The 21,920-nt window shown below is 70.2% G+C and carries 26 protein-coding genes and 2 pseudogenes; 13 read left to right on the top strand and 15 right to left on the bottom strand.

What is annotated here, in order from left to right; translation table 11 throughout:
• Positions 1-11 precede the first annotated feature (11 nt).
• The gene (gene aceK / locus A7A76_RS13745) at positions 12-1,742 is read right to left on the bottom strand and encodes a bifunctional isocitrate dehydrogenase kinase/phosphatase (protein WP_206411716.1); all 1,731 of its coding nucleotides are present in this window, start codon (positions 1,740-1,742) and stop codon (positions 12-14) included.
• 474 nt (positions 1,743-2,216) lie between these two features.
• Between aceK and A7A76_RS13740 the strand changes: the two genes are divergently transcribed.
• Both A7A76_RS13740 and A7A76_RS13735 read left to right on the top strand, forming a co-directional pair.
• Positions 2,217-3,245, top strand: coding sequence for a DUF4344 domain-containing metallopeptidase (locus tag A7A76_RS13740; RefSeq protein ID WP_206411715.1), 1,029 nt, complete (start codon positions 2,217-2,219; stop codon positions 3,243-3,245).
• 110 nt (positions 3,246-3,355) lie between these two features.
• Positions 3,356-3,691 carry a hypothetical protein gene (locus A7A76_RS13735; protein WP_206411714.1) on the top strand — a complete coding sequence of 112 codons (336 nt, stop codon included), beginning with the start codon at positions 3,356-3,358 and terminating at the stop codon, positions 3,689-3,691.
• Between the two features lie 163 nt (positions 3,692-3,854).
• Here A7A76_RS13735 and A7A76_RS13730 read toward each other — a convergent pair whose 3' ends face one another.
• From A7A76_RS13730 to icd, 4 genes are all read right to left on the bottom strand, one after another.
• On the bottom strand, positions 3,855-4,247 hold the full coding sequence (locus tag A7A76_RS13730) for a hypothetical protein (RefSeq protein WP_206411713.1): 393 nt from the start codon (positions 4,245-4,247) through the stop codon (positions 3,855-3,857).
• A 92-nt stretch (positions 4,248-4,339) separates the two neighbouring features.
• Complete coding sequence (locus A7A76_RS13725; RefSeq protein ID WP_206411712.1) at positions 4,340-4,717, bottom strand: hypothetical protein; 378 nt, start codon at positions 4,715-4,717, stop codon at positions 4,340-4,342.
• Positions 4,714-5,247 (bottom strand): hypothetical protein, encoded by a 534-nt coding sequence (locus tag A7A76_RS13720; protein WP_206411711.1) that lies wholly within the window; start codon positions 5,245-5,247, stop codon positions 4,714-4,716. The genes A7A76_RS13725 and A7A76_RS13720 overlap by 4 nt, the downstream gene beginning before the upstream one ends.
• Positions 5,248-5,593: 346 nt before the next feature.
• The gene (gene icd, locus A7A76_RS13715) at positions 5,594-6,922 is read right to left on the bottom strand and encodes an isocitrate dehydrogenase (NADP(+)) (protein ID WP_096376256.1); all 1,329 of its coding nucleotides are present in this window, start codon (positions 6,920-6,922) and stop codon (positions 5,594-5,596) included.
• A 202-nt stretch (positions 6,923-7,124) separates the two neighbouring features.
• Between icd and A7A76_RS13710 the strand changes: the two genes are divergently transcribed.
• Positions 7,125-7,436, top strand: a complete 312-nt coding sequence (locus A7A76_RS13710) for a hypothetical protein (protein WP_206411710.1) — start codon at positions 7,125-7,127, stop codon at positions 7,434-7,436.
• 141 nt (positions 7,437-7,577) lie between these two features.
• Positions 7,578-7,790, top strand: coding sequence for a hypothetical protein (locus A7A76_RS13705; RefSeq protein WP_206411709.1), 213 nt, complete (start codon positions 7,578-7,580; stop codon positions 7,788-7,790).
• Between the two features lie 25 nt (positions 7,791-7,815).
• Here A7A76_RS13705 and A7A76_RS13700 read toward each other — a convergent pair whose 3' ends face one another.
• From A7A76_RS13700 to A7A76_RS13690, 3 genes are all read right to left on the bottom strand, one after another.
• On the bottom strand, positions 7,816-8,178 hold the full coding sequence (locus tag A7A76_RS13700) for a YkgJ family cysteine cluster protein (RefSeq protein ID WP_206411708.1): 363 nt from the start codon (positions 8,176-8,178) through the stop codon (positions 7,816-7,818).
• A 103-nt stretch (positions 8,179-8,281) separates the two neighbouring features.
• Positions 8,282-8,605 (bottom strand): hypothetical protein, encoded by a 324-nt coding sequence (locus A7A76_RS13695; RefSeq protein ID WP_206411707.1) that lies wholly within the window; start codon positions 8,603-8,605, stop codon positions 8,282-8,284.
• 189 nt (positions 8,606-8,794) lie between these two features.
• Complete coding sequence (locus tag A7A76_RS13690; protein WP_206411706.1) at positions 8,795-9,502, bottom strand: UPF0149 family protein; 708 nt, start codon at positions 9,500-9,502, stop codon at positions 8,795-8,797.
• A gap of 71 nt (positions 9,503-9,573) precedes the next feature.
• Here A7A76_RS13690 and A7A76_RS13685 point away from each other — a divergent pair, with 71 nt between their 5' ends.
• On the top strand, positions 9,574-9,969 hold the full coding sequence (locus A7A76_RS13685) for a YchJ family protein (protein ID WP_206411705.1): 396 nt from the start codon (positions 9,574-9,576) through the stop codon (positions 9,967-9,969).
• A 257-nt stretch (positions 9,970-10,226) separates the two neighbouring features.
• Here A7A76_RS13685 and A7A76_RS13680 read toward each other — a convergent pair whose 3' ends face one another.
• The 5 genes from A7A76_RS13680 to A7A76_RS13660 all read right to left on the bottom strand — a co-directional run bounded on the left by A7A76_RS13680 (position 10,227) and on the right by A7A76_RS13660 (position 15,310).
• Positions 10,227-10,739, bottom strand: coding sequence for a hypothetical protein (locus A7A76_RS13680; protein WP_206411704.1), 513 nt, complete (start codon positions 10,737-10,739; stop codon positions 10,227-10,229).
• 73 nt (positions 10,740-10,812) lie between these two features.
• The gene (locus A7A76_RS13675; protein WP_206411703.1) at positions 10,813-11,121 is read right to left on the bottom strand and encodes a LysM peptidoglycan-binding domain-containing protein; all 309 of its coding nucleotides are present in this window, start codon (positions 11,119-11,121) and stop codon (positions 10,813-10,815) included.
• Between the two features lie 182 nt (positions 11,122-11,303).
• Positions 11,304-12,116, bottom strand: coding sequence for an NADPH-dependent 7-cyano-7-deazaguanine reductase QueF (gene queF, locus A7A76_RS13670; protein ID WP_206411702.1), 813 nt, complete (start codon positions 12,114-12,116; stop codon positions 11,304-11,306).
• Between the two features lie 167 nt (positions 12,117-12,283).
• Positions 12,284-13,618, bottom strand: coding sequence for a M20 family metallopeptidase (locus A7A76_RS13665; RefSeq protein WP_206411701.1), 1,335 nt, complete (start codon positions 13,616-13,618; stop codon positions 12,284-12,286).
• A 399-nt stretch (positions 13,619-14,017) separates the two neighbouring features.
• Positions 14,018-15,310 carry an amidohydrolase gene (locus A7A76_RS13660; protein WP_428995147.1) on the bottom strand — a complete coding sequence of 431 codons (1,293 nt, stop codon included), beginning with the start codon at positions 15,308-15,310 and terminating at the stop codon, positions 14,018-14,020.
• On the opposite strand from A7A76_RS13660, the pseudogene A7A76_RS26615 reads away from it, so the two are divergent.
• Positions 15,195-15,479: pseudogene (locus tag A7A76_RS26615) on the top strand (DUF6053 domain-containing protein); the annotation flags it as partial. The gene A7A76_RS13660 and the pseudogene A7A76_RS26615 overlap by 116 nt on opposite strands.
• Here A7A76_RS26615 and A7A76_RS26610 read toward each other — a convergent pair.
• Positions 15,383-15,688: pseudogene (locus A7A76_RS26610) on the bottom strand (DUF6053 domain-containing protein); the annotation flags it as partial. The pseudogenes A7A76_RS26615 and A7A76_RS26610 overlap by 97 nt on opposite strands.
• On the opposite strand from A7A76_RS26610, the gene A7A76_RS13655 reads away from it, so the two are divergent.
• From A7A76_RS13655 to A7A76_RS13630, 6 genes are all read left to right on the top strand, one after another.
• Entirely contained in the window at positions 15,671-15,886 is a 216-nt protein-coding gene (locus A7A76_RS13655) for a hypothetical protein (protein ID WP_206411699.1), read from the top strand. The pseudogene A7A76_RS26610 and the gene A7A76_RS13655 sit on opposite strands and share 18 nt — an antisense overlap.
• 118 nt (positions 15,887-16,004) lie before the next feature.
• Positions 16,005-16,217, top strand: coding sequence for a hypothetical protein (locus A7A76_RS13650; protein ID WP_206411698.1), 213 nt, complete (start codon positions 16,005-16,007; stop codon positions 16,215-16,217).
• Between the two features lie 40 nt (positions 16,218-16,257).
• Positions 16,258-16,467 carry a hypothetical protein gene (locus A7A76_RS13645; RefSeq protein WP_206411697.1) on the top strand — a complete coding sequence of 70 codons (210 nt, stop codon included), beginning with the start codon at positions 16,258-16,260 and terminating at the stop codon, positions 16,465-16,467.
• Positions 16,468-16,547: 80 nt separating this feature from the next.
• The gene (locus tag A7A76_RS13640) at positions 16,548-16,769 is read left to right on the top strand and encodes a hypothetical protein (RefSeq protein ID WP_206411696.1); all 222 of its coding nucleotides are present in this window, start codon (positions 16,548-16,550) and stop codon (positions 16,767-16,769) included.
• Positions 16,770-16,834: 65 nt separating this feature from the next.
• Positions 16,835-17,056 carry a hypothetical protein gene (locus tag A7A76_RS13635; protein WP_206411695.1) on the top strand — a complete coding sequence of 74 codons (222 nt, stop codon included), beginning with the start codon at positions 16,835-16,837 and terminating at the stop codon, positions 17,054-17,056.
• Positions 17,057-17,305: 249 nt separating this feature from the next.
• Positions 17,306-19,432, top strand: coding sequence for a TonB-dependent siderophore receptor (locus A7A76_RS13630; RefSeq protein ID WP_206411694.1), 2,127 nt, complete (start codon positions 17,306-17,308; stop codon positions 19,430-19,432).
• A 212-nt stretch (positions 19,433-19,644) separates the two neighbouring features.
• On the opposite strand, the gene A7A76_RS13625 is transcribed toward A7A76_RS13630, so the two are convergent.
• A complete protein-coding gene (locus tag A7A76_RS13625) occupies positions 19,645-20,646 on the bottom strand; it encodes an aldo/keto reductase (protein WP_206411693.1) in 1,002 nt (333 codons plus the stop codon).
• 197 nt (positions 20,647-20,843) lie between these two features.
• Between A7A76_RS13625 and A7A76_RS13620 the strand changes: the two genes are divergently transcribed.
• Positions 20,844-21,728, top strand: coding sequence for a LysR family transcriptional regulator (locus tag A7A76_RS13620; protein ID WP_241200937.1), 885 nt, complete (start codon positions 20,844-20,846; stop codon positions 21,726-21,728).
• Positions 21,729-21,920: the final 192 nt, after the last annotated feature.

Here is a 21,920-nt window from a genome sequence, read left to right as displayed (position 1 = left end):
GGGCGCGGCGCTCACGGCAACCGCCGCTCCGAGGGATACGGCGCCACGTCGTTGATCCGGCCGGCCGCCAGTCCGGCCTGCACCTGCCGCCACCAATCGACCTGGAAAATCTCGCCGTGCGCGTGCATCAACGCGCCCAGCAACGGCGGCGCCAGGCCGAGGAAACGCGGGAACTGCTCGGGAAACACGTCGTTGCCGTGGGCGTAGAACCACGCGCCGGATTCCATCTCTTCCTCGTGGTTGCGCGGCGCCGGCACTTCGCGGAAGCGGCAGTCGCTGACCAGGCACAGCTCGTCGTAGTCGTAGAAGATCGCCCGCCCGTGGCGCGACACGCCGAAGTTCTTCAGCAGCAGGTCGCCGGGGAAAATGTTGCTCAGGGCCAGGTCGCGAATCGCCTGGCCGTAGTCGATCACCGCCGCGCGCGCGGCCTCCGGCGTCTGCTCGCGCACGTACAGGTTGAGCGGGCGCAGGCGGCGCTCGACGTAGCACAGGTGCAGCACCAGGTCGTCGCCGTCGAGGGTGATGCTGCCGGCGCAGGTGTCCAGCAGTTCCTCGAGCAGGTCCGGATCGAAGCGCGCGCGCGGAAAGCGCAGGAAGCGGAACGGCTGCGCATCGACCAGCCGGCCGACGCGGTCGTGGTGGAACACCAGCGAGTACTTGGCTTCCACCTCCTCGCGCGCGACTTCCTTCGGATAGGCGAAGCGGTCGCGGATCAGCTTGAACACCAGCGGATAGCTGGGCAGGGTGAACACCGCCATGACCATGCCGCGCTCGCCCTCGGCGCGGATCAGGCGCTCGCCCGGCTGCGCGGCGAACTGGCGGAAGAAGGTGCGGTAACGCTCGGTCTTGCCCTGCTTGGCGCGGCCGAGCACGGTGTAGAGCTCGTCGATCGGCTTGCCCGGCAGCAGCGTGCGCAGGAACACCACCGCGTCGCCGACCGTGGGCAGGTCGGCGTGGAAATAGCTGCGCGAGTAGCTGAACAGCTGCACCACCTCGGCGCGCAGGGTCAGCACCGCATCGACCCGCAGCGCGCCGTCCTCGTTGACCAGCGCGATCACGCACGGCGAGAAACTGCGCTCGCCGAACACCCGGCCGACCAGATAGGCGCGGCGCTCGCGATAGAACACCGTGTCCAGCAGCTCCACCGCGCGCACCGGCTGCGGGCCCCAGTGCTGCAGATCCTCCTGCAGCCGCACCGCGATCCCGGCCGCGCAGCGGGTGCGGTGGGCGTAGGGCACGGCGAAGGGGTAGTCGTCGAGGACGCGCATGAAGGTCTCGACCAGGCGGTCGCCGGACACCGCATAGCTGTGCCGCGCCACCGGATGGGTGATCGCGTCGGTCGGCTCGATGTCCAGCGCCACGAACTCCAGCGCCGGGTCCACCCCGCGGGTCTTGAAGAAGCGCCGGGTCAGGGTGTTGAAGAAGGTCTTGTACAGCTCGCCGTCGAGCAGCGGCGCGACGATGCCGGCATAGGCCTCGCGCACCCGCGCCCACAGCGCGCGTTCGCGCGCGCGCGCGCCCAGCCGCGCCTCCAGCGCCTGCCCCGCCTCGCCGACGCAGCGGTCGTACAGGGCGATGCGCTCGACCGCGTCCTCGCGCGCGCCGTTCCAGTCGCAGCGCTCGAACCGGCCTTGCGCGCGCCGGGTGATCGCGGCGAAACGCGCGTGGTAATCGGCGAACGCATCGCGGATCTGGCCGGCGACGGCGACCGCTTCGGCAAGGGTGTCGGGGGCGGCGGGCATGGCCGCAGTGTACGGCGGCGCGCGCGGCGGTGGCCTGCCCGTGGCCGACGAACCCGAAGCCCTCTGTAGGAGCGGCGCAAGCCGCGACCGCGCCAACACGAACACCGGCGCGACCTGCCGAAGGTGACGGAAGCCGCCCACGCGAACCGGACGGCGCCGGCGCATGCGGTGTCGCGGTCGCGGCTCGCGCCGCTCCTGCGGGCGGCCAGCGAATCGTTTCGGCACACCCCGCCACCCGAACAGTTCCTACTGTCATTAGCGGCAAAACCTGATGCATTTCTCGAAAACATCGGAGTACCATCCGCCGCGACGGTGCAGGGATGCCTATACGCGCCGATCGGACCGGCCCGATGGGGGACCGTCCGGAGCGGCGCGCCGCCCCGAACGCATCGCCGGAACCGTTCGCCGCTCGCGTCTGTGCGCTCGAACCGGGGCTCGCACGCCCCGCGCCTTTCCTGACGAGAGCGACACACAATGGTTCAGAAGATCATCATCGGCGTGCTGGCCGCGGCCTTGATCGCGGTCTGTTCGGTCTGGGGCTACAGCGCCTGGCAGAAGCAGCAGGCCGCCGCGCCCGCGCCGGCCCCCGCCGCCGCGCTGCCGGCGCCCAAGCCGGCCGAAACCGCCGCGCCGGCCGAGATCGCGCCGGTGGCCGCCGAAGCGCCGCAGGAAGAGAAGGCCGACGGCACCCACTTCACCTACAAGTACGTATCGCCGCGCAATCCCGAGTTGCTGGCGATGTACAACATGGCCAGCGAGATCGACATCCTGCACCACCTGCCGGAGGTCAACCAGCTCGACGGCTGGCTGACCCTGCCGCGGCCGATCAACTTCATCACCGCCGAGTGCGGCACCATCAACGCCTTCTACGCCCGCGACAAGGGCGATGTGGTGCTGTGCTACGAGATGCTGGACCTGCTGGTGCGCCAGGGCGCGGCGGTGGTCCAGGCCAACGGCGGCAGCACCGGCGACCAGCTCAAGTACCTGATGGCGAACCTGCGCTTCCTGATGCTGCACGAGACCGGCCACGCCCTGGTCGACATGCTCGACCTGCCGCAGACCGGGCGCGAGGAGGACGCGGTCGACCAGCTCGCCACGACCTTGATGCTGTCGCTGGTCAGCGCCGACGAGTCCGACGGCGACATCGCCCAGAACCTGCAGATGGCGTCGAACTTCTTCCTGCTGACCGACGGCGGCAACCACGACATGGCCACCTACGCCGACGAGCATTCGGTCGGCGCGCAGCGCTTCTTCAACTTGCAGTGCATGATCTACGGCCACGACCCGGGCAAGTACCTGCGCATCGTCACCAGCGGCCGCCTGCCCGAGGCGCGCGCGCTGCGCTGCCAGGACGAGAGCAAGCAGATCACCCGCAACTGGCTGCGCCTGATCGAGCCGAACATCGCGCCGCGGCACCGCATGTCGCTGGAGGAAGAGCAGGCCAAGGTTCAGGCGATCAAGCAAAAGCAGGTCGAGAACTCGACCGCGCCGTACATGCGCTGAGGCGCGGCCCGCGCGGGCATGCGAAAATCGCAGGGCCCGCGTTGCGGCGGGCCCTCGCATCGGCGCTTCGGCGCCGCGCTCGCCCCGCTGTCGAGCCTTTCGAAATCCTCATGAATCCGTATCGCCCCATCGCGCTGAGCCTGTTGCTGCTGGCGCTGGCCGCCTGCGCCAAGCCCGCCGCCGACTCCGAACCCGCCGCCGACTCCGAACCCGCCGCCACGCCGCAGCAAGCGCGCGCCACCTTCCTCAGCGCCTGCGAGCGCCGCCTGAGCGGCCGTACCTCGCTCGGCGCCGAGCGCATCGCCGGCTTCTGCGCCTGCTTCGCCGACGCGGCCGCCGCCAAGCACGATCTGAACCGCCTCAACGCCGAAATGGCCTCGGGCAGCGACGACGCGTTCAAGGCCACGCTCAAGGACGAATTCGAGCGGTGCAAGCGGCGTAGCTGAGCGACTGCGCAGCTCGCGGTGGCCCCTGTAGGAGCGGCGCAAGCCGCGACTGCGAATCCGCAACGACGACGTCACTGCGCACGGGCGCGGGCTCCGGGCGATGATCGCGGCAGGTGTGGATTCGCAGTCGCGGCTTGCGCCGCTCCTGCAGGGCGTTTCCCGGCTACTGCGCGTGCTCGTCGGGCATCAGCAGCACCAGCGGCGCGCAAGCTTTGTCCGTGCAGCCCCAGCGCCGCTGATCCGCGCCGTCGGTCCAGGTCGCCGTCGCCGCGGCGTTGATCTCGAAATCCCACTTGCGCCCCTGCGCGCGCAGGCGGCCCTTGATCGAGCACGGCAGCCAATAGAACGCGTCGTGGGTGCCGTCGGGGTATTCGCGGCCGGCGGCGAAGAACGCCGCGACCTGGCGTTCGCTCAGCCGCCACGCCGCGCAGGCGTCGCGCAGCGCGGGCTCGCGTCCTTGCGGATCGTCGAACCGCGCCGCGTCCACGCGCAACACGGTGAGCGCGGCGTCGCCGCCGGGCGGCGCGTGCGCGCAGGCGGCCAGCAGCCAGAGCATCAGCGCGGCCAGGGCCGGCGCACGGGCGCGGCGCAGGGACGCGCCCGTCGATGGCCGCCTCAGGCGCGGCCGCGGCGTACGGAGTCGGGGTTTCATCGCACCTTCGGGAAATCCGCCGCCTTGCGCTCGAACGCATCGCGCGCCAATCCGGCATAACAAACGAATGCCGCCACGGCCTGTTCGACGGTGGCGACGCTGAACTCCAGGCCGGCGCCGCGCCCGCCCAGGCGCGCGAGCACCGAGCCGCTCAGGCGCTCGCTGCGGAACACGAATCCGCCGCGGTCGTCCGGGCGCGCTTCGAGGAAATCGCACCGATCGCGGTACAAGCCGATGCCATGCGCGCGCCCCTGCGCCGCCGCCTGCGCCTGCGTCAGCAACTCGCCCAGGCGCGCCGTCGGCACCCGGCCCAGTTCTTCGATCGCGCCGTCGTCGTAGACGCGGTAAGCGCGCAGGTCGGTCGCCATGCTCATCGGCCGTCGAAAATCCGCAGCACCAGGTCTTCCGCTTCGACCGGCTCGCCCGCGCGCTCGGCGGCGCGGCGCCATTCCTGCGGCGACGGCGGCGCGCTCGCGCGCGCGCCGCCCCACAGCGAAGCGTTGATCGCGAACACCGCAGCGCCCGTGCGCACGCGCATCGGCGCGATGCGTTCCAGCGCCGCGCGCAGCGGGCCGGACACCGCGGCCGGCAACGTCGGCGCGTAGTCGAGCCAGATCCTGCGCGCGCCGTCGGCGCGCACGGCGACGACGATATAGCCCGAGGCCGGCGCGCCGGGCGCGGCCTGGCGCAGGTGCTCCTGCGCGGCGGCGTTGAGCGCCTTGATGTAGGCCGCCAGCGGCTCGGCGCCGTCGATGCGCTGCTGCAGCGCCTCTTGCGGCTGCAGCAGCATGATCGAGTTGACCGTGTAGGGCGCCGCGGCGGCCGCCGGTCCGATCCCGACCAGCCCGGTTCCAGCCAGCCCGATCCCGGCCAGGAGCAGCAAAACCGACAGCAGCAAGCGCATGGGGCGACCTCGCGTCCGGTGTGAGGCGATGCGGCGGCCCGCGGGCGCGGGGCTTGCCGCGATCCTAGCGCAACCGGCCGCGGCCGGTCTGCCGGCTGTCGTCCGCGCACCACGTTGCCCCGATAACCCCTGTAGGAGCGGCGCAAGCCGCGACCGCGACACCGCGGCTACGGCGCGACTCCATGCAAGCCGGCCATATCCGCTCGTGTTTCGGATTCGTCGTTGTCATGGTTTCGCGGTCGCGGCTTGCGCCGCTCCTACAGGGAGCGGCCGGGGCATTCGGGACGGACAAAAAACGGGGCGCCGAAGCGCCCCGTTTTCTACAGCGTGAGCGGCCTGGCCGGCATCAGAGATGCTTGATGATCTCGTCGGCGAACTCCGAGCACTTGACCTCGGTCGCGCCGTCCATCAGGCGGGCGAAGTCGTAGGTCACGCGCTTGGAGGCGATGGCCTTGTCCATCGCCGCGATGATCGCGTCGGCGGCTTCGGTCCAGCCCAGGTAGCGCAGCATCATCTCGCCCGACAGGATCACCGAGCCCGGGTTGACCTTGTCCAGGTCGGCGTACTTCGGCGCGGTGCCGTGGGTCGCTTCGAACACGGCGTGGCCGGTCACGTAGTTGATGTTCGCGCCCGGCGCGATGCCGATGCCGCCGACCTGCGCGGCGAGCGCGTCGGACAGGTAGTCGCCGTTGAGGTTCAAGGTGGCCGAGACGTCGTATTCCTTCGGACGCAGCAGGATCTGCTGCAGGAAGGCGTCGGCGATGGCGTCCTTGATCACCAGGCCCGCGCCCGGCTTGCCTTCCGGAATCACGTGCCACGGGCCGCCGTCGAGCTCGACCGCGCCGAAGGCTTCGCGCGCGATCTGGTAACCCCAGTCGCGGAAGCCGCCTTCGGTGTACTTCATGATGTTGCCCTTGTGGACCAGGGTCACCGACTTGCGCTTGTTCTCGATCGCGTATTCGATGGCCGCGTGGACCAGGCGGGTGGTGCCGAGGAAGGAGACCGGCTTGATGCCGATGCCCACGTCCACGCCGAGCTCGCGCTTGGGCGCGCCGACCGCGACCAGCTCGTCCTGCCAGGCGTCGATCTTGGCCTGGGTGCCGAAGCGGATCTTGTCGAAGGCCTGCGGGAACTCGGCCTGCAGGAAGTCGAGCACCTTCTTGGCGTCGGCGCTGCCGCCGGCCCATTCGATGCCGGCGTAGATGTCCTCGGTGTTCTCGCGGAAGATCACCATGTCGACATCGCCCGGCTTCTTGACCGGCGAGGGCACGCCTTCGAACCAGCGCACCGGGCGCAGGCAGACGTACAGGTCGAGCATCTGGCGCAGCGCCACGTTGAGCGAGCGGATGCCGCCGCCGACCGGCGTGGTCAGCGGACCCTTGATGCTGACCAAGTAGTCGCGACAGGCCTGCACGGTCCCGTCCGGCAACCAGGTGCCATACGTGTTATTGGCTTTCTCGCCGGCATAGACCTCCAGCCACTCGATCTTCTTCTGGCCGCCGTAGGCCTTGGCGACCGCGGCGTCGAGCACGCGCACCGAGGCGCGCCAGATGTCGGGGCCGGTGCCGTCGCCTTCGATGAACGGGATGATCGGGCGGTCCGGCACGTTCAGGCCGGTCGGGGTCTTGGTGATCTTGGCGCCGCCTGCGGGCGGCGTCGCTACGAACTCGGTCATTACGATCTCCAGTGGGGCCGGCCGTGCGCGGGCGCATGGACGGTACAGGGTTCCTGCGGCCCGCGGGTGGCGCAGCGGGCCGGCCGGCCATTGTCGCGGTTCGGGGGAGGGGAGGCAAAGTGCGGGGTGGGTCGCTGTGTTGCGGGGGCACCGGGCGGGCTTGCTATGGTGGAGGACGTGGATGACGGAGGCGAGGCGGGCGATGGCGGATTCGGTCTATGAGCGGCAGTGGCGCGACTACCGCTCGCGCCGGTGGTGGTTCTACGCCGTGTGGCTCGGTGGCTTCGCCGCGCTCGGGCTCATCGCCTTCGGCCTACTCCCGCTGATTCCCAAGGCGATGGCGGGCCCGGTTTTCGTCGTGGCGGGCCTGGCCTGGATGCTGGGTTTCGTCGTCGTCGCGGTGCGGTTGCAGCGATTCGCCTGTCCGCGCTGCGACCGCGCGTTCTTCGTGACGTCGCTGAGCTACTGGCCGTTCGCGCGCGAGTGCCGTCATTGCGGGCTGGCGCGGGAATGATCGAACCGTGCGCCTCTGGGTTCCGGAACACCGGGCGCGCGTATGCGGACACGAGCCGTCGAACTGTGCTTCGGCGGTGCCGATAGGTATCCGGCAGCGCTCGCGCGTTCCGGCTATCGACTGGAGTAGCGGAGGAGCGTTATGGAAAAGGCGCTGATCGGCCTGATCGGCCTGCTGTTCATTGGCATGGGCCTGCGCGCGATCGTCATGCGACGCGCGCGCATCCAATTCCACTTCGGCGATGGCGAACCCAGCGACTCCGATGGCGAGCCGGTGGGCGGATGGTTGGCGATCCTCATCGGCGTGCTGGGCATCGTCGCCGGGCTCGGCATCATCGACCGGTTCATGTTCTGAGCTGGCTGCGGCGCCGGACCGCAGATCAGCCGCCACGCCAATCCGCGGGCGTCAACGGCGCCATCCCATGCGCGATCCGCGCCCGATCGCACTGCGCGCTCGGCGCGCCGTCTTCCCACGCCGCCTTGAGCTCGCGGCAGGGCGAGGGCCGCAGCGGGTAGATGCCGCAGCGCGCGTCGGTCGCGACATTGCCGCGCAATTGCTCGCAGCGCAGCGGCGCGGCGCCGTAGGTGCCGCGCATGACCACGCGGTGCGGATCGAGCGGTTCGGTCAGCGCGGCCGGGATCAGGCCGCCTGCGCAGGCGTCGGTTTCGCTCCAGTGGAACGCGACGCGGAAGCCGGCGCAGCAGGCGCCGCAGCGCAGGCAGGGGTGGGTGGCGTCGGGCATGGCGGCCGGCGGCGATCGGGTAGGGGTGGCGGCGGAGGCCGCCGAAGCGGCGCGATTGTCGCATCCGGCGCGCGGCGCCGGACATGGGGCGTAGGCCAGGCGCCTAGCTGGCGTCGGCGAGCCACATGCACAGCGCGACCGAGATCAGGCACGCGGCGATCAGCCCCAGCCGGCGGACCATGACCGCGTTCTCCGCCAGGCGCTCGGGTTGCAGTTTCCATTGCAGCAGCAGGCCGAGCGGGTAGCCCGGAATCAGCCCCAGCACGCCGCCGAGCCAGGCGCGCGCGAAGCCGTCGCCGTGAGAGGTCAGCAGGAAATAGCCGAGGGCGGCGCCGATCAGCTCGCCGGCGAGCACCGCGCTGGTCAGGACCGGCACCTGCCACAGATCGGAAAACGAGTAGCTGAAACCGAATTGCGATTCGCGCACGGCGTTCGTCCTTGAAATCGATTTGCGGCGCGAGCATACGCCGGGAACGCGCACCGTGGCGACGAAGCCACGGGCGTCGAGTCCCGCGGCAGCTCGGGAGCTTCTTGCCTTACCCGCGCGGACGCAGCTCGTCGCGGTCCGGCGCCCGCGCGCGGCGCGACGGTTCGCGCGGGGCCGGCGCCGCGGACGTTACGCCCCGCAGCACTTCTTGAACTTCTTGCCGCTGCCGCAGGGGCACGGGTCGTTGCGGTCCGGCGTCTGCGCGCGGCGCAGCGGTTCGCGCGGGGTCAGCGCGTCGATCCGGTGGTGCTGCAGGTCGGCGAGCATGCCGGGCAGGCCGGCGACGATCTCCAGGCGCTCGCGGTAGCTGATCGGGGTCGGCGGCGCGGCCGGGTCTTCGCCGAGCACTTCGCCGCTGGCCAGGCGGTCGAACAGGACGAAGATCTCGTCGATCCAGTCGTTCTCGTCCAGCCATTGTTCCCAGGTCGCCTCGCGCAGCTCGACCCCGCGGAAGAAGCCCAGCGCCCAGTCGCGGCCGACGTCGAGCTCGTCGGGCTGCTCGGTGTCGGGTTCCTCGGGCAGCCACAGCAGCGGGGCCAGGTGGTCGGGCAGGTCGTCGTCGCCGTGGCGCACGCGCGCGCTGACCATGTTCCAGTGGCCGATCAGCAGGGCCTGCACCTGCGCGGCCTCGGCCTCGTCGTTCCAGCGCGGTTCCTTGCCGCCCCACACCGCCGGCTGCCATTCGGCCGGGGCGGGGTGCTCGGGGCCGACCACCAAGGCCGAGAGGTAGCCGTCCAGCGCTTCCAGGTTGAAGCCCTTGTACGGCACGGCGCGCTGGTCGAGCAGGTCGGCCAGGCGTTCGATCTGGTCGTCGTCGAGATAGGCGGGGGCTTTCATGGCGGGGCTCGCGGGGGACACGGGGCGTGCATGGTAGTCGCAAGCGCGTCGCCGCGGCGAAAATACCGCGCATGACCGCCCGCATCGCTCCGCCCGCCGCCTGCCCCTGCGACCCCGCCCGCCGTTACGCCGCCTGCTGCGGGCCGCTCCACGCCGGCCAGGCCGCGGCCAGCGCCGCGGCGCTGATGCGCTCGCGCTACAGCGCCTACGTGCTGGGCGACCTGGAGTACCTGCGCGCGAGCTGGGCGGCCGAGACCTGCCCGGCCGAGCTCGACTTCGACCCCGCGGTGCGCTGGCTGGGGCTGGAGCTCAAGCGCCAGCGCGAGGACGGCGACGCGGCCGTGGTCGAATTCGTCGCCCGCTACCGCGTCGGCGGCGGCAGCGCGGTGCGCCTGCACGAGGTCAGCCGCTTCGCCCGCGTCGACGGGCGCTGGGTGTACGTGGACGGCGAGTTTCCGCGCGGCTGATGTTGCGCCAGCTCCCTGTAGGAGCGGCGCAAGCCGCGACCGCGGCAACGCAGCCACGCCGAAACCTCGGTGCGCGTGCGACTCGGCGGATGTTTGCGCGGGATTTGCGCTGCGCGTCGTAGCTGCGGTTTCGCGGTCGCGGCTTGCGCCGCTCCTACAAAAGGCCGCCGCCGGATTCGCGTGAAAACTGAGGACAAAAAAAAAGGGCGCGGCCGTGAGGCCGCGCCCGGGCTTGCCCGCCCTTGAGGCGAGGAGGCTTACTTCTTGATTTCGAAGTCCTTGCTCTGGACGACGTTGCCGTCCTGGGTGACTTCGACCTTGTACTTGCCTTCCGGGAAACCCTTCGGGCTGTTGATGTGGAACTCGGTCACGCCGCCGTTGGTGGCCTGCACGTCTTCGGCCGGGTTCTCGTGCACGGTCTGGCCGTCCTGGAAGGTCCACTTGGCGCCGAGCTTGGTCGCCACGGTGGCGGCCGGGTCGGAGGTGCTGGTGGAGACCGAGGCGTAGATGGTGTCCTTCGGCTTGAACGCGGTCGCCGCGGCGGTGACCTTCTTGTCGGCGCCGATGGCGGTGCCCAGGTCGATGGCGGAAACGGTCGCGGTCGCGGCGACCGGAGCCGGCGCGGGTTCCGGAGCGGTCGGCGCCGGAGCCGGGGTTTCGGCGGCCGGCGGCGCGGGCGCGGGTTCTTCCTTCTTCTTGCAGCCCGCCAGCGCCAGCGAGGCGACCAGGGCGGCGGCGACAGCGTACGTGGTGCGATTGCGGATCAGCATGGTGGATCTCCTTGGAAAGCGATGAAGTGGAAAGCGTCGCGGCGCGCGTACGCGCCTCGTCGTGGACGATGCGTCAGTCGTTGACGGTCGGAATCTTCAGGATCTGGCCGGGCTGGATCTTGTCGGGATCGTCGAGCTGATCGCGATTGGCCTCGAAGATCGCGTTCCACTTGTTCGCCTTGCCGTAGAACTGTTTGGCGATATGCGACAGCGTGTCGCCCTTCTGGACCGTGTAGGTCTGCTCACCACCGCCGGTAATCTCGTCGGTCGAGCTCGAGCCGCCTTGGACGTCGCTGAAATCGGCTTTCTCTTTGATTTCGTCGGTGCTCGACACACCGCCTTGCACATCGGAAAAATCGGCTTTCTTATCCGGGGTAGTCATGGGTAGAGGGCTCCTGCCGTGTTGGCGGGGGCACCATGACATGGCGCTTGTTAAAAAGACATAGCGCCCGCGTGAACTTTGATGATGAAACTGAATGGGGATATGACGAGCTCACGGCGCCGCCGCCCGGCTGACGTGCCGGCAGGCACCGGCTCGGCGCGGAACCGGTGCCTGCGGGCGCGTCATTGCCGTTCGTCGCGACCCGCGGCGGGCGCGGCCAGGCCGTAGCTGCCGCGCCAGGGATTGATGTCCAGGCCGCCGCGGCGGGTGTAGCGCGCTTCCACCGACAGCCATTGCGGCGCGGCGATGCGGCTCAGGTCGGCGTGGATGCGCTCGACGCATTGCTCGTGGAATTCGGCGTGGTCGCGGAACGAGACCAGGTAGCGCAGCAGGCCGGCCCGGTCCAGGCGCGGGCCGCGATACGCGACGATCACCCGCGCCCAGTCCGGCTGCCCGGTCACCGGGCAGTTCGACTTGAGCAGGGCCGAGCTCAGGGTTTCCTCGACGATCTCGCCGGCGTCGGCGGACAGGTGTCCGGCGTTGGGCGGGCCGTAATCGTCGATGGCGACCTCGAGCCCGTCGATCGATTCGGCCGCGCCGTCGCCGCCGATCGGCGGCAGGCCGAAGCCGACCGCGACCGGCGCGCCGGCGGCGGCGCTGAGATCGGCGGCGAGGGTGTCCAGCACCGCCTGCGCGCTGTCGAACCGGCTGGAATTGAACGAATTCAGGTACAGCTTGAGCGACTTGGATTCGATCAGGTGCGGCGAGGTCGCCGGCACCGACACGGTCGCGGTGGCGACCTGCGGCTTGCCGCGCAGGTCCAGCCAGCTCAGTTCGTAGGCGTGCCAGCGGTCGTGGCCGACGAACGGCGGCGCGGCGTCGTCGACGCCGATGTGCTCGCGGCCGAGCGCGCGGGCGATGGGGAACAGCAGCGAGGCGTCGTACTCGCGCGGGTAGTCGACGTGGCGGCCGAGGGGGAGTTCGTGAGCGGTCATGGCGGTATTTTAGCCGCTGCGGCGGGGTTCGCCCCGGCCCCGGATTTGCGCCGGGCGGCGGGGTTCGCGGTCGCGGCTCGCGCCGCTCCTACAGGTAGCCCATGTAGGAGCGGCGCGAGCCGCGAACGCGACAACTCAACTGCGCCGCAACCCGTCCGAGCGCTCGCTCACCCCGCCTTCGGCGCGTTCAGATAATCCAGCGTCACCTGCAGCATCGCCCGCAGCCCGATATCCAGCGAGCTCTCGTCGAGCTTGAACTTGGGCGAGTGGTTGCTCGGCGCCGTCGCCGGGTCCACGCCCTTTTCGGTCGCGCCGACGAAGAAGAACATCGCCGGCACTTCCTTGGCGTAGTAGGAGAAGTCCTCCGCGCCCATCACCAGCGGCATCTCGATCACGTTGGCCTCGCCGGCCACGGCCTTCAGGCTCGGCAGCATGCGCGCGGTCAGCGCCGGGTCGTTGTAGGTGACCGGGTTGCCGTCCTGGTCGGGCACCTGCGCCTCGGCGTGGGCGCCGTGCGCGGCGCTGACGTGTTCGGCGACGTTCTTGAGGTCTTTGAAGATCGCCTGGCGCATGCCTTCGTCGAAGGTGCGGATGGTGCCGATCATCTCCACGTCGTCGGGAATGATGTTGTAGCGGATGCCGCCCTTGATCGCGCCGAAGGTCACCACCGCCGGCAGCTTGGCGATGTTGGTGCGGCGGCTGACGATGGTCTGCGAGGTGCCGATCACGTCGGCGGCGGCGACGATCGGGTCCACGCCCATCCACGGCGTCGAGCCGTGGCTCTGGCGGCCCTTGATCTTGATGCTGAAGCGGTCGGAGGCCGCCATCAGCGGGCCGCTGCGCACGCCGAGCTGGCCGGCGTTCAAGGTCGAGAACACGTGCAGGCCGAACACCGCTTCGGGCTTGAAGTCCTTGAACAGACCTTCCTTGAGCATCAGCGAGGCGCCGCCTTCCTCGTTGGCCGGCGCGCCTTCCTCGGCCGGCTGGAAGATCAGCATCACCTGGCCCGGCAGGTCTTTCTTCATCGCCACCAGCGCATCGGCGATGCCGAGCAGGATGCCGGTGTGGGCGTCGTGGCCGCAGGCGTGCATGACGCCGACGGTCTCGCCGCGGAAGGTCGCGGTGGCCTTGGACGCGAACGGCAGGTCGACCTGTTCGGTCACCGGCAGCGCGTCCATGTCGGCGCGCAGGGCGATGCGCGGGCCGGGCTTGCCGCCTTCGACGATCGCGACCACGCCGTGCTTGGCGATGCCGGTGCGCGGCTTGAGCCCGAGCTTGCGCAGGTGCTCGGCGACCTTGGCCGAGGTGCGTTCCTCGCGGTTGGACAGCTCCGGGTTCTGGTGGAAGTCGCGGCGCCAGGCGACCACGTCGGCCTTGACCTTGGCCGCGGCGCTGGCGACCTCCGGGCGTTCGCCCGCGGCCTGGGCGGCGGCGGCGAGCGGCAGGGCGAGGGCGGACAGGCTCAGGGCGCAGCGCAGCGCGACGGACAGCGGACGCTTCATCGACTTCGACTCCGGCGGGAAAGTCCCGATGCTAGCCGAAGGCGGGCGGGGCGGCTGCGCGACTTTGGGTGGGGCGGGGGCGAGGTGGACGCCGATGGGCTCCGTGCAGGAGCGGCGCGAGCCGCGACCGCGGCATTACAGCTACGACGAAGGTTTCGGCGCCGTTGCGTTGTCGCGGTCGCGGCTTGCGCCGCTCCTACAGGGAGGTCGCCGGCTCGCTCGCGGGTTTGTGGGATCCCGATTCGTGCAGGGAAGCTGCGCGGTCTTCCCGCGCGCAACCTTTCAGAACGTCATCCCCGCGAAGGCGGGGATCCAGAGACTTCAGAGCCACGTCGCGATGAAGCCCTGGATCCCCGCCTTCGCGGGGATGACGGTCTGGAAGGATGCGCGTCGTGCCGATCAATCCTGCGCCGGCGTCCCCTGCAGATAATCCAGCGCCACCTGCAGCATCGCCTTCGTGCCGACTTCCAGCGACCCCTCGTCGAGCATGAAATTCGGCGAATGGTTGATCGGCGCCTTGGCCGCGTCGCTGCCCTTCGCGGTCGAGCCGACGAAGAAATAGAACCCGGGCACGGTGTTGGCGAACTGGGAGAAATCCTCGGCCACGGTCACCAGCCCGGATTCGACCACGTTGGCCTCGCCGGCCGCGCGCCGCAGCGACGGCAGCGCGCGCCGGGTCAGCGCGGCGTCGTTGATCGTGGCCGGGGCGTTGTTGACCACCGCCAGCTCCGCGCTGGCGCCGGCGGCATGGGCGTAGTCGTCGGCGGTGCGGCGCAGGCGCGCGATCACGTCCTCGCGCACGGCCGGGTCGAAGGTGCGCAGGGTGCCGACCAGCTTGGCTTCGTCGGGAATGATGTTGAAGCGCACGCCGCTGTTGAACTGGCCGGCGGTCAGCACCACCGGGGTCGCGGCGATGTTGACCTGGCGCGCGATCAGGCTCTGGCTGGCGAGCAGGATCTGCGCACCGACGGTGATCGGGTCGACCCCGTCCCACGGCCGCGAGCCGTGGGTCTGCTTGCCGCGCACGATCAGGCTCCATTCGTCGGCGCTGGCCAGCATCGGGCCGCTGCGGTAGCCGATCTGGCCGACGTTGAGCCCGGCCCACACGTGCAGGCCGAATACGGCTTCGGGCTTGAAGTCCTTGAACACGCCCTGGTCGAGCATGAGCTTGGCGCCGAACGGCTCGCCCGCGGTCGGCGGGCCTTCCTCGGCCGGCTGGAACACGAACATCACCTCGCCCGGCAACCGCTCTTTCCGCGCCGCCAGCGCGGTGGCGACGCCGAGCAGGATCGCCACGTGGGCGTCGTGGCCGCAGGCGTGCATCACCCCGACCGGCTGGCCGCGGTAGTCGGCGGTGACCTTGGAGGCGAACGCCAGGCCGGCCGGTTCGGTCACCGGCAGCGCGTCCATGTCGGCGCGGATGGCGATGCGCGGCCCCGGCTTGCCGCCCTTGAGCACCGCGACCACGCCGGTGTGGGCGATGCCGGTGCGCGGCTGCAGGCCGAGCTTGCGCAACTGGTCGGCGATGAGCTGGGCGGTGCGGGTTTCGTGCTGGCCCAGCTCGGGGTGCTGGTGGATGTCGCGGCGCCAGGCGACGACGCGGCTTTGCACCGACTGCGCGGCCTGGGCGACGGCGGCAGGATCGGCGTTCTGGGCGAACGCGGGGGCGGCGGCGAGGCCGAGCGCGAGCAGCGCCGGCAGACGGAAACGAGGGGGCATCGCGAAACTCCGGCGAACGAGGGGAATCGGTTCGGCGACGGGATCGGCCGTTGTGGGAGGGCCTTCAGGCCCGACGCTCTTGTTTCGGATCGCTGTGATCGGATCGCAAGGCATCGGGCCTGAAGGCACTCCCACAACGGCCGGCCCCGTCGCGACAGCGTCCGATGCTAAGGCCGAAGCCGCGATGGGCGATACCCGCGCGGTCGCCGGCGCCGTCGGGGCGGCTCGCCGAGGATTCGCCGGCGACCCCGTGATAGCAGTCACAGGCCGCGGCGATCCCCTCGCGCATGCTGTCGCAGGCCGCCCGGCCCGCCGACCAAGGAGCAGGTTCGCATGCCTTCGATCCGTCATCGCAGCGCGATGTTCGCCGCCGCATTCGCCCTCGCCGCAGGATTCGCCGGCGGCGCGGTCGCGCAGCGCAATTGCAGCATCTGCACCGGCGTCTACGACCATTGCATGGCCCAGCCCGATGCCAGCGAGTACGAGTGCGTGCTCGAACACAATCGCTGCGCCAAGTCGCTGGGCTGCCCGTTCAAGCCGCAGACCTGAGTTCCGCCGCCGCGCGCGCCACCGCGGCCGCCGGGCGGCCGTCGGCGCGTGCGTCGTTTCGCCAACGGGCCGCGCGCCGCCGCGGCGCGCGGCCGCCTCGACCAAGGAGAAGGTTCGTATGCAAGCAATTCGCCACAAGACGCTGTTTCTGGCCCTATTCGTGTTCGCCGCCGGTTTCGCCGGCAGCGCGTTCGCGCAACGCGATTGCAGCGGGTGCACCGCGATCTACGACCACTGCATGGCCCAGCCCGACGCCGACCAGGGCCTGTGCGCGCGCGAGCACAACCGCTGCGCCGAGCCGATCAACTGCCCGCTGATGCCCGAGTTCTGAGGCCGCGGCGCGCACGTCCACACATCCAGGAGCCGTTCCCATGCGACCGATTCGCCACGCGATGTCGTTCCTCGCCGTATTCGCGTTCGCCGCCGGTTTCGCCGGCAGCGCGCTCGCCGATCCGAACTGCAACCACTGCCTCGCCCTCTACGACAACTGCATGGCCCGGCCCGGCAGCGTCGAGACGCAGTGCATTCGCGAGCACAACCAATGCGCCGGGCCGATCCAGTGCCCGGTGATGCCCGAGTAAGCGTCCCCGTACGACCGCGCGCGTCGCGCGCGCGGGTTTCGATCCAGACCCATCGACCCAAGACCAAGGAGAAGGTTCGTATGCGTTCGATTCGCCACAAGACCGTGTTCGCCGCCGCGTTCGCGTTCGCCGCCGGTTTCGCCACCGTCGCCAGCGCCCTGCCGGCGCGGTGCGCGCCGTGCCGGCAGATCTACGACGACTGCATGGCCGGGCCCAACCCGAGCTACGAGGTGTGCGCGCGCCAGTACAACGAGTGCGTGCCGCCGGGCTGCGTGCTGATGCCGCTGCCGCTGGATCCCTGAGCCGCGCCGCGTCGCCTTGCGCCGGACCCCGGCGCCATCCATCCACGACCAAGGAGTAGGTTCGTATGCATCCGATTCGCCGCCGCTTGACCCTGTTCGCCGCCGCGTTCGTGTTCGCCGCCGGTTTCGCCGGCACCGCCGTGGCCGGCAGTTGCTGGGATTGCCTGCAGCTCTACAACGACTGCATGAACGAGCCGGGCACCACCCAGAGCCAGTGCGCGCACCGCCACAACCTGTGCGCCCAGCCGATGAACTGCCCGCTGATGCCGGAATCCGAAATCGAATAAGCGTTCGACCCGCGGGCGCGCTGCGGCGCGCCCGCGCACCGGCGGCGGCAGCGGCGCGATCCCATCCCCGAAGCCGAAGTCCGAGTCGGAGCTCGAGCGGAAGCCGCTCAAGCGCCTTCTTTCGCCGCCTCGCGCCCCCGGATTTGCCCCGCCGCCCTCCCGGGCCTAAAATGAGAATGGTTATCGTTTGCCGGTGCGCAGGACGCCGCGGCCGCGATCGCGCCCTTCTCCGCTTCCGCCCAGGTCTCCATGTCCCGTTCCGCTTCCCGTCCGCGCCCGCTCGGCCGCGCGATCCGCCTCGCCCTGAACGGCCTGCCGCTGCTGGCCGCCGCCTTCGCCGGCCACGCCGCCGACGCGCCGGACGCGACCACGCTCGACAAGGTCCAGGTCCAGGCGCCGATCGCCAAGCGCAGCCAGACCGTGACCAAGACCGACACCCCGCTGATCGAAGTGCCGCAGTCGGTCTCGGTGATCACCGCCGAGCAGATGCGCGAGCGCGGCATCCAGGGCATCGAGGAAGCGGTGTGGTACACCGCCGGCGCCCAGGGCGGCGGCTACGGCCAGGACACCCGCAGCGACTGGCTGCTGGTGCGCGGCTTCAGCCCGGCGCGCTACATGGACGGGCTGACCCTGACCGACGGCGTGTGGACCGGCGGCACCCGCATCGAGCCCTACGGCCTGGAGCGGCTGGACGTGCTCAAGGGCCCCTCGTCGGTGGCCTATGGCGCGATGCCGCCGGGCGGCCTGGTCAACATGGTCAGCAAGCGCCCGACCACCGACACCCTGCGCGAGGTCGAAGTCACCCTCGGCAACTACGACCTGCGTCAGGCCGCGTTCGATTTCGGCGGCGCGCTCGGCGACAGCGGCACGCTGAGCTATCGCCTGACCGGCCTGGCCCGCAACAGCGACAACATCGTCGATTACGTCAAGGACGACCGCTATTTCTTCGCCCCGGCGCTGACCTGGACGCCGAGCGAGGACACCCAGCTGACCGTGCTGGCGCGTTGGCAGAAGGCCGACACCGCGCAGGGCGGCGGCTTCCTGCCCGCGGCCGGCACCTTGCTGCCGAACCCGCACGGCAAGATCCCGCGCGAGCGCTACACCGGCGAGCCGGGCTGGAACGACTACGTCAAGACCATGCGCTCGGTCGGCTACGAGCTCAGCCACCGTTTCGGCGATGCGCTGACCTTCCGGCAGAATCTGCGCTACGGCCGGGTCGATGTGGACCACGACGCCGGCGTCGGCGCGTTCGGCCTGCAGGACGACCAGCGCACGCTGACGCGCTACTACTTCCCGCTGGAAGAGGCGTCCAAGTCGTTCGCGGTCGACAACAACGTCGAATGGAAATTCGGCGCCGGCAGTTGGGACCACACCGTGCTCGCCGGCATCGACTACCGCCGGCTGGAAAGCGACTACCGTTCGGCGTTCGCGTTCGGCGCGCCGTCGCTGGACATCTTCCACCCGGTGTATGGCGCGCCGATCATCAAGCCGGCCTACACCTCGCGCACCGACAAGCTGCAGCAGCAGCTCGGCGTGTACGTGCAGGACCAGATCCGCATCGACCGTTGGGTGATCACCGCCGCCGGTCGTCAGGATCGCGTGCGCACGCGCACCGATCAATTGCTGGCAAATCCGGTCACGCGCGAGTGCCAGAACGACAGCAAGTTCTCCGGCCGCGTGGGCGTGAACTATCTGTTCGAGTCGGGCTGGGCGCCGTATGTGGCCTGGTCGCAGTCGTTCGAGCCGACGGTGGGTGCGGATTTCGCCGGCAATTCGTTCAAGCCGACCACCGGCGAGCAGATCGAGACGGGCCTGAAGTTCCAGCCCGCCAGCGGCCGCGCGCTGCTGACCTTGGCCGCCTATGAGATCAAGCAGAAGAACACCCTGACCGTCGATCCGGTCCACACCCTGTTCTCGGTCCAGCAGGGCGAAACCCGCGTGCGCGGCGCCGAGCTGGAAGGGCGCTGGAACTTCGCCAACGGCCTGAGCGTGTACGGCGCCTACACCTACACCGATTCGGAAGTGACCCGCAGCAACGACGCCGGCGCGCTGGGCAAGCAGATCGCGCTGCAGCCGCGCAATGTCGCATCCTTGGGCGCGGACTACACCATCGGCTACGGCGCGCTGTCGGGCCTGGGCTTCGGCGCCGGCGTGCGCTACACCGGCGAGCATTACGGCGACACCTACAACCAGTGGAAGACGCCGTCGTACACGCTGTTCGACGCGGCCGTGCATTACGACCTGGACGCGTGGCGCTTCCAGCTCAACGCCAGCAACCTCAGCGACAAGGACTACGTGTCGGTGTGCAACAGCGCGGCGTGGTGCTACTACGGGTATCCGCGCACGGTGACGGCGTCGGTGCGGTATCGCTGGTGAGGCGTTGAGGCGCCGCTGCGTGGTTCGGCGGGGGCGGATTTCGGCGTAGGTGCGGGGTTGCGGTCGCGACTCGCGTCGCTCCTGCAGCGAGCGGATGTCGCAACGCAGCGACTGTAGGAGCGACGCGAGTCGCGACCGCGCAGCGGCAGATCGCGCCGCAACCTCGCAAAAAAACGGGACGCAGCGTCGCCGCTGCGCCCCGCACACGCGGCTCAGCGACCGATCATCGCCATGCCGGCTTCGGTGTAGCGATCGCCCGCGACCGCGCCAGGGGCGAACACCGCGTTGAGCGTGGCCAGTTCCTCGGCCGAGATCGCCACATCGACCGCGCCGAGGTTGTCGTCGAGGTACTTGCGCCGCTTGGTGCCCGGGATCGGCACCAGGTGCTCGCCCTGCGCCAGCACCCAGGCCAGCGCCAGCTGCGCCGGCGTGCAGCCCTTGTCGGCGGCCATCGCCTTGACCTGCGCGGCCAGCTCCAGGTTGCGGGCGAAGTTGTCGCCCTGGAAGCGCGGCGTGCTCAGGCGGAAGTCGTCGCTGCTCAGCGATTGGGCGTCGGTGATCGCGCCGGTCAGGAAGCCGCGGCCGAGCGGGCTGTAGGGGACGAAGCCCACGCCCAGGCGTTCGCAGGCTTCCAGCACGCCGTTGCGCTCCGGGTCGCGCGTCCACAGCGAGTATTCGCTCTGCACCGCGGCGATCGGATGCACGGCGTGGGCGCGTTCGAGCGTCTGCGCCGAAGGCTCGGACAGGCCGAGGTAGCGCACCTTGCCCTGGCGGACCAGGTCGGCCATCGCGCCGACGGTGTCCTCGATCGGCACGTTCGGATCAACCCGGTGCTGGTAGTACAGGTCGATGTGGTCGGTGCGCAGGCGCTGCAGGCTGCCTTCGACCGCGCTTCGCACGTACTCCGGGCGGCCGCTGACGGTGCGCGCGGCGGGGTTGGCCGGGTCGTTGACGAAGCCGAACTTGGTCGCCAGGAACACCTGCTCGCGGCGGCCCTGCAGGAAGCCGCCGAGCAACACCTCGTTGGTGTGCGGGCCGTAGATGTCGGCGGTGTCGAGGAAGCTCACGCCGCGCTCCAGCGCGCGTTCGAGCGTGGCCAGCGATTCGCCCTCGTCGGCGGCGCCGTAGGCGAAGCTCATGCCCATGCAGCCCAGGCCGAGCGCGGACACGGTGGGGCCGTTGCGGCCGAGGCGGCGGGTCGGAAGCGTAGTCATCGGGGCGGTTCTCCATGATCGGGGGGAGAGACGGGACGCGGCGGGCGGGGGAGCCGCCGCGGCGCCCGGGAAGGGCGTGCGGGCACTGTAGGCCGGAGCGATTACGCGAAAAACCGGCCTAGTCCTCATGCTTCATGAAGAATTTCTTCATAATCGCTGTCGGTCCCGTCGGAGCCGCCGCCATCGCCGCCCATCCTTTGCCCGCCGTGCTCGGTTTCGCCCGGGTCGCCCACTTCGGCAGCTTCACCCGCGCCGCGGCCGAACTCGAGGTCTCGCCCTCGGCGCTGTCGCAGAGCGTGCGCGCGCTGGAGGCCCGGCTCGGCGTGCGCCTGCTCAACCGCACCACCCGGCGGGTGGCGCTGACCGAGCACGGCGCGCGCTTCCTCGACCGCATCCAGCCCGGGCTGGCGCAGATCCAGGCCGCCTTCGACGACCTCGACGACGTCCGCCACCGCCCGACCGGGCGCCTGCGCATCAACATCGGCCGCACGGTGATGCGGATCATGATCGAACCGCTGCTGCCGCAGTTCATGGCGCGCTATCCCGAGCTGGAAGTGGAACTGTTCGCCGACGACACCCTGGCCGACCTGGTCGCCGAGGGCTTCGACGCCGGCATCCGCCTGGGCGAGAGCCTGGCGCGCGACATGGTCGCGGTGCCGTTCGGCGGGCCGCAGCGGCAGGTGATCGTCGGCGCGCCGGCCTACTTCGAACGCCACCCGCCGCCGCGCACGCCGCAAGACTTGGCCGAGCACGACTGCATCCGCCTGCGCCTGCCGGGCAGCCGCCGGCTGTATCCGTTCGAGTTCAGCCGCGACGGCCGCGATTTCGATGTGGAAGTGCGCGGGCGGCTGATTCTCAACGAAGGCGCGCACATCCTGTCGGCGGCGCGCGCGGGGTTGGGGCTGGCGCAGGTGTTCGAGCCGTCGGCGCGCGCGGACGTGCGCGAGGGGCGGCTGGTGGAGGTGTTGTCGGAGTGGCTGCCGCCGTTTCCGGGGTTCTGCATCTATTACCCGGCGCGCAGGCAGTTGCCGATGAAGCTGCGGGTGTTCGTGGATTTTTTGCGCGAGCAGGTTTGGGAGTAGTCGCAGCGCGTGGCGATGGCGTCGTTGATGCGGTGTCGTGGTCGCGGCTTGCGCCGCTCCTACAGGGGCTTCGGCGAGTTTCGTATCTCCGTGTAGGAGCGACGCGAGTCGCGACCAACCGAAGCGACTCAGCCCCGCCGCCCCACCCCGAAGCCCCGCAACCCCCAGACCGTCATTCCGGCGAAAGCCGGA

The sequence above is a fragment of the Lysobacter enzymogenes genome (assembly GCF_017168095.1).
Lineage (GTDB): Bacteria > Pseudomonadota > Gammaproteobacteria > Xanthomonadales > Xanthomonadaceae > Lysobacter > Lysobacter enzymogenes_D.
The sequence above is the reverse complement of the archived record's forward strand: the minus strand, read 5'-3'. Positions and strand labels throughout refer to the sequence as shown.

Bases quoted from the DNA above. Each gene is read 5' to 3' on its own strand.
- A7A76_RS13710 (WP_206411710.1), top strand. From the start codon at position 7,125: ATGGCGGATTCGGTCTATGAGCGGCAGTGGCGCGACTACCGCTCGCGC.
- A7A76_RS13665 (WP_206411701.1), bottom strand. From the start codon at position 13,618: ATGAAGCGTCCGCTGTCCGTCGCGCTGCGCTGCGCCCTGAGCCTGTCC.
- A7A76_RS13650 (WP_206411698.1), top strand. From the start codon at position 16,005: ATGCAAGCAATTCGCCACAAGACGCTGTTTCTGGCCCTATTCGTGTTC.
- aceK (WP_206411716.1), bottom strand. From the start codon at position 1,742: ATGCCCGCCGCCCCCGACACCCTTGCCGAAGCGGTCGCCGTCGCCGGC.
- A7A76_RS13680 (WP_206411704.1), bottom strand. From the start codon at position 10,739: ATGCTGATCCGCAATCGCACCACGTACGCTGTCGCCGCCGCCCTGGTC.
- A7A76_RS13625 (WP_206411693.1), bottom strand. From the start codon at position 20,646: ATGACTACGCTTCCGACCCGCCGCCTCGGCCGCAACGGCCCCACCGTG.
- A7A76_RS13675 (WP_206411703.1), bottom strand. From the start codon at position 11,121: ATGACTACCCCGGATAAGAAAGCCGATTTTTCCGATGTGCAAGGCGGT.
- A7A76_RS13630 (WP_206411694.1), top strand. From the start codon at position 17,306: ATGTCCCGTTCCGCTTCCCGTCCGCGCCCGCTCGGCCGCGCGATCCGC.
- A7A76_RS13645 (WP_206411697.1), top strand. From the start codon at position 16,258: ATGCGACCGATTCGCCACGCGATGTCGTTCCTCGCCGTATTCGCGTTC.
- A7A76_RS13725 (WP_206411712.1), bottom strand. From the start codon at position 4,717: ATGAGCATGGCGACCGACCTGCGCGCTTACCGCGTCTACGACGACGGC.
- A7A76_RS13705 (WP_206411709.1), top strand. From the start codon at position 7,578: ATGGAAAAGGCGCTGATCGGCCTGATCGGCCTGCTGTTCATTGGCATG.
- A7A76_RS13690 (WP_206411706.1), bottom strand. From the start codon at position 9,502: ATGAAAGCCCCCGCCTATCTCGACGACGACCAGATCGAACGCCTGGCC.
- A7A76_RS13685 (WP_206411705.1), top strand. From the start codon at position 9,574: ATGACCGCCCGCATCGCTCCGCCCGCCGCCTGCCCCTGCGACCCCGCC.
- A7A76_RS13700 (WP_206411708.1), bottom strand. From the start codon at position 8,178: ATGCCCGACGCCACCCACCCCTGCCTGCGCTGCGGCGCCTGCTGCGCC.
- A7A76_RS13635 (WP_206411695.1), top strand. From the start codon at position 16,835: ATGCATCCGATTCGCCGCCGCTTGACCCTGTTCGCCGCCGCGTTCGTG.
- A7A76_RS13655 (WP_206411699.1), top strand. From the start codon at position 15,671: ATGCCTTCGATCCGTCATCGCAGCGCGATGTTCGCCGCCGCATTCGCC.
- A7A76_RS13740 (WP_206411715.1), top strand. From the start codon at position 2,217: ATGGTTCAGAAGATCATCATCGGCGTGCTGGCCGCGGCCTTGATCGCG.
- A7A76_RS13735 (WP_206411714.1), top strand. From the start codon at position 3,356: ATGAATCCGTATCGCCCCATCGCGCTGAGCCTGTTGCTGCTGGCGCTG.
- icd (WP_096376256.1), bottom strand. From the start codon at position 6,922: ATGACCGAGTTCGTAGCGACGCCGCCCGCAGGCGGCGCCAAGATCACC.
- A7A76_RS13720 (WP_206411711.1), bottom strand. From the start codon at position 5,247: ATGCGCTTGCTGCTGTCGGTTTTGCTGCTCCTGGCCGGGATCGGGCTG.
- A7A76_RS13730 (WP_206411713.1), bottom strand. From the start codon at position 4,247: ATGCTCTGGCTGCTGGCCGCCTGCGCGCACGCGCCGCCCGGCGGCGAC.
- queF (WP_206411702.1), bottom strand. From the start codon at position 12,116: ATGACCGCTCACGAACTCCCCCTCGGCCGCCACGTCGACTACCCGCGC.
- A7A76_RS13640 (WP_206411696.1), top strand. From the start codon at position 16,548: ATGCGTTCGATTCGCCACAAGACCGTGTTCGCCGCCGCGTTCGCGTTC.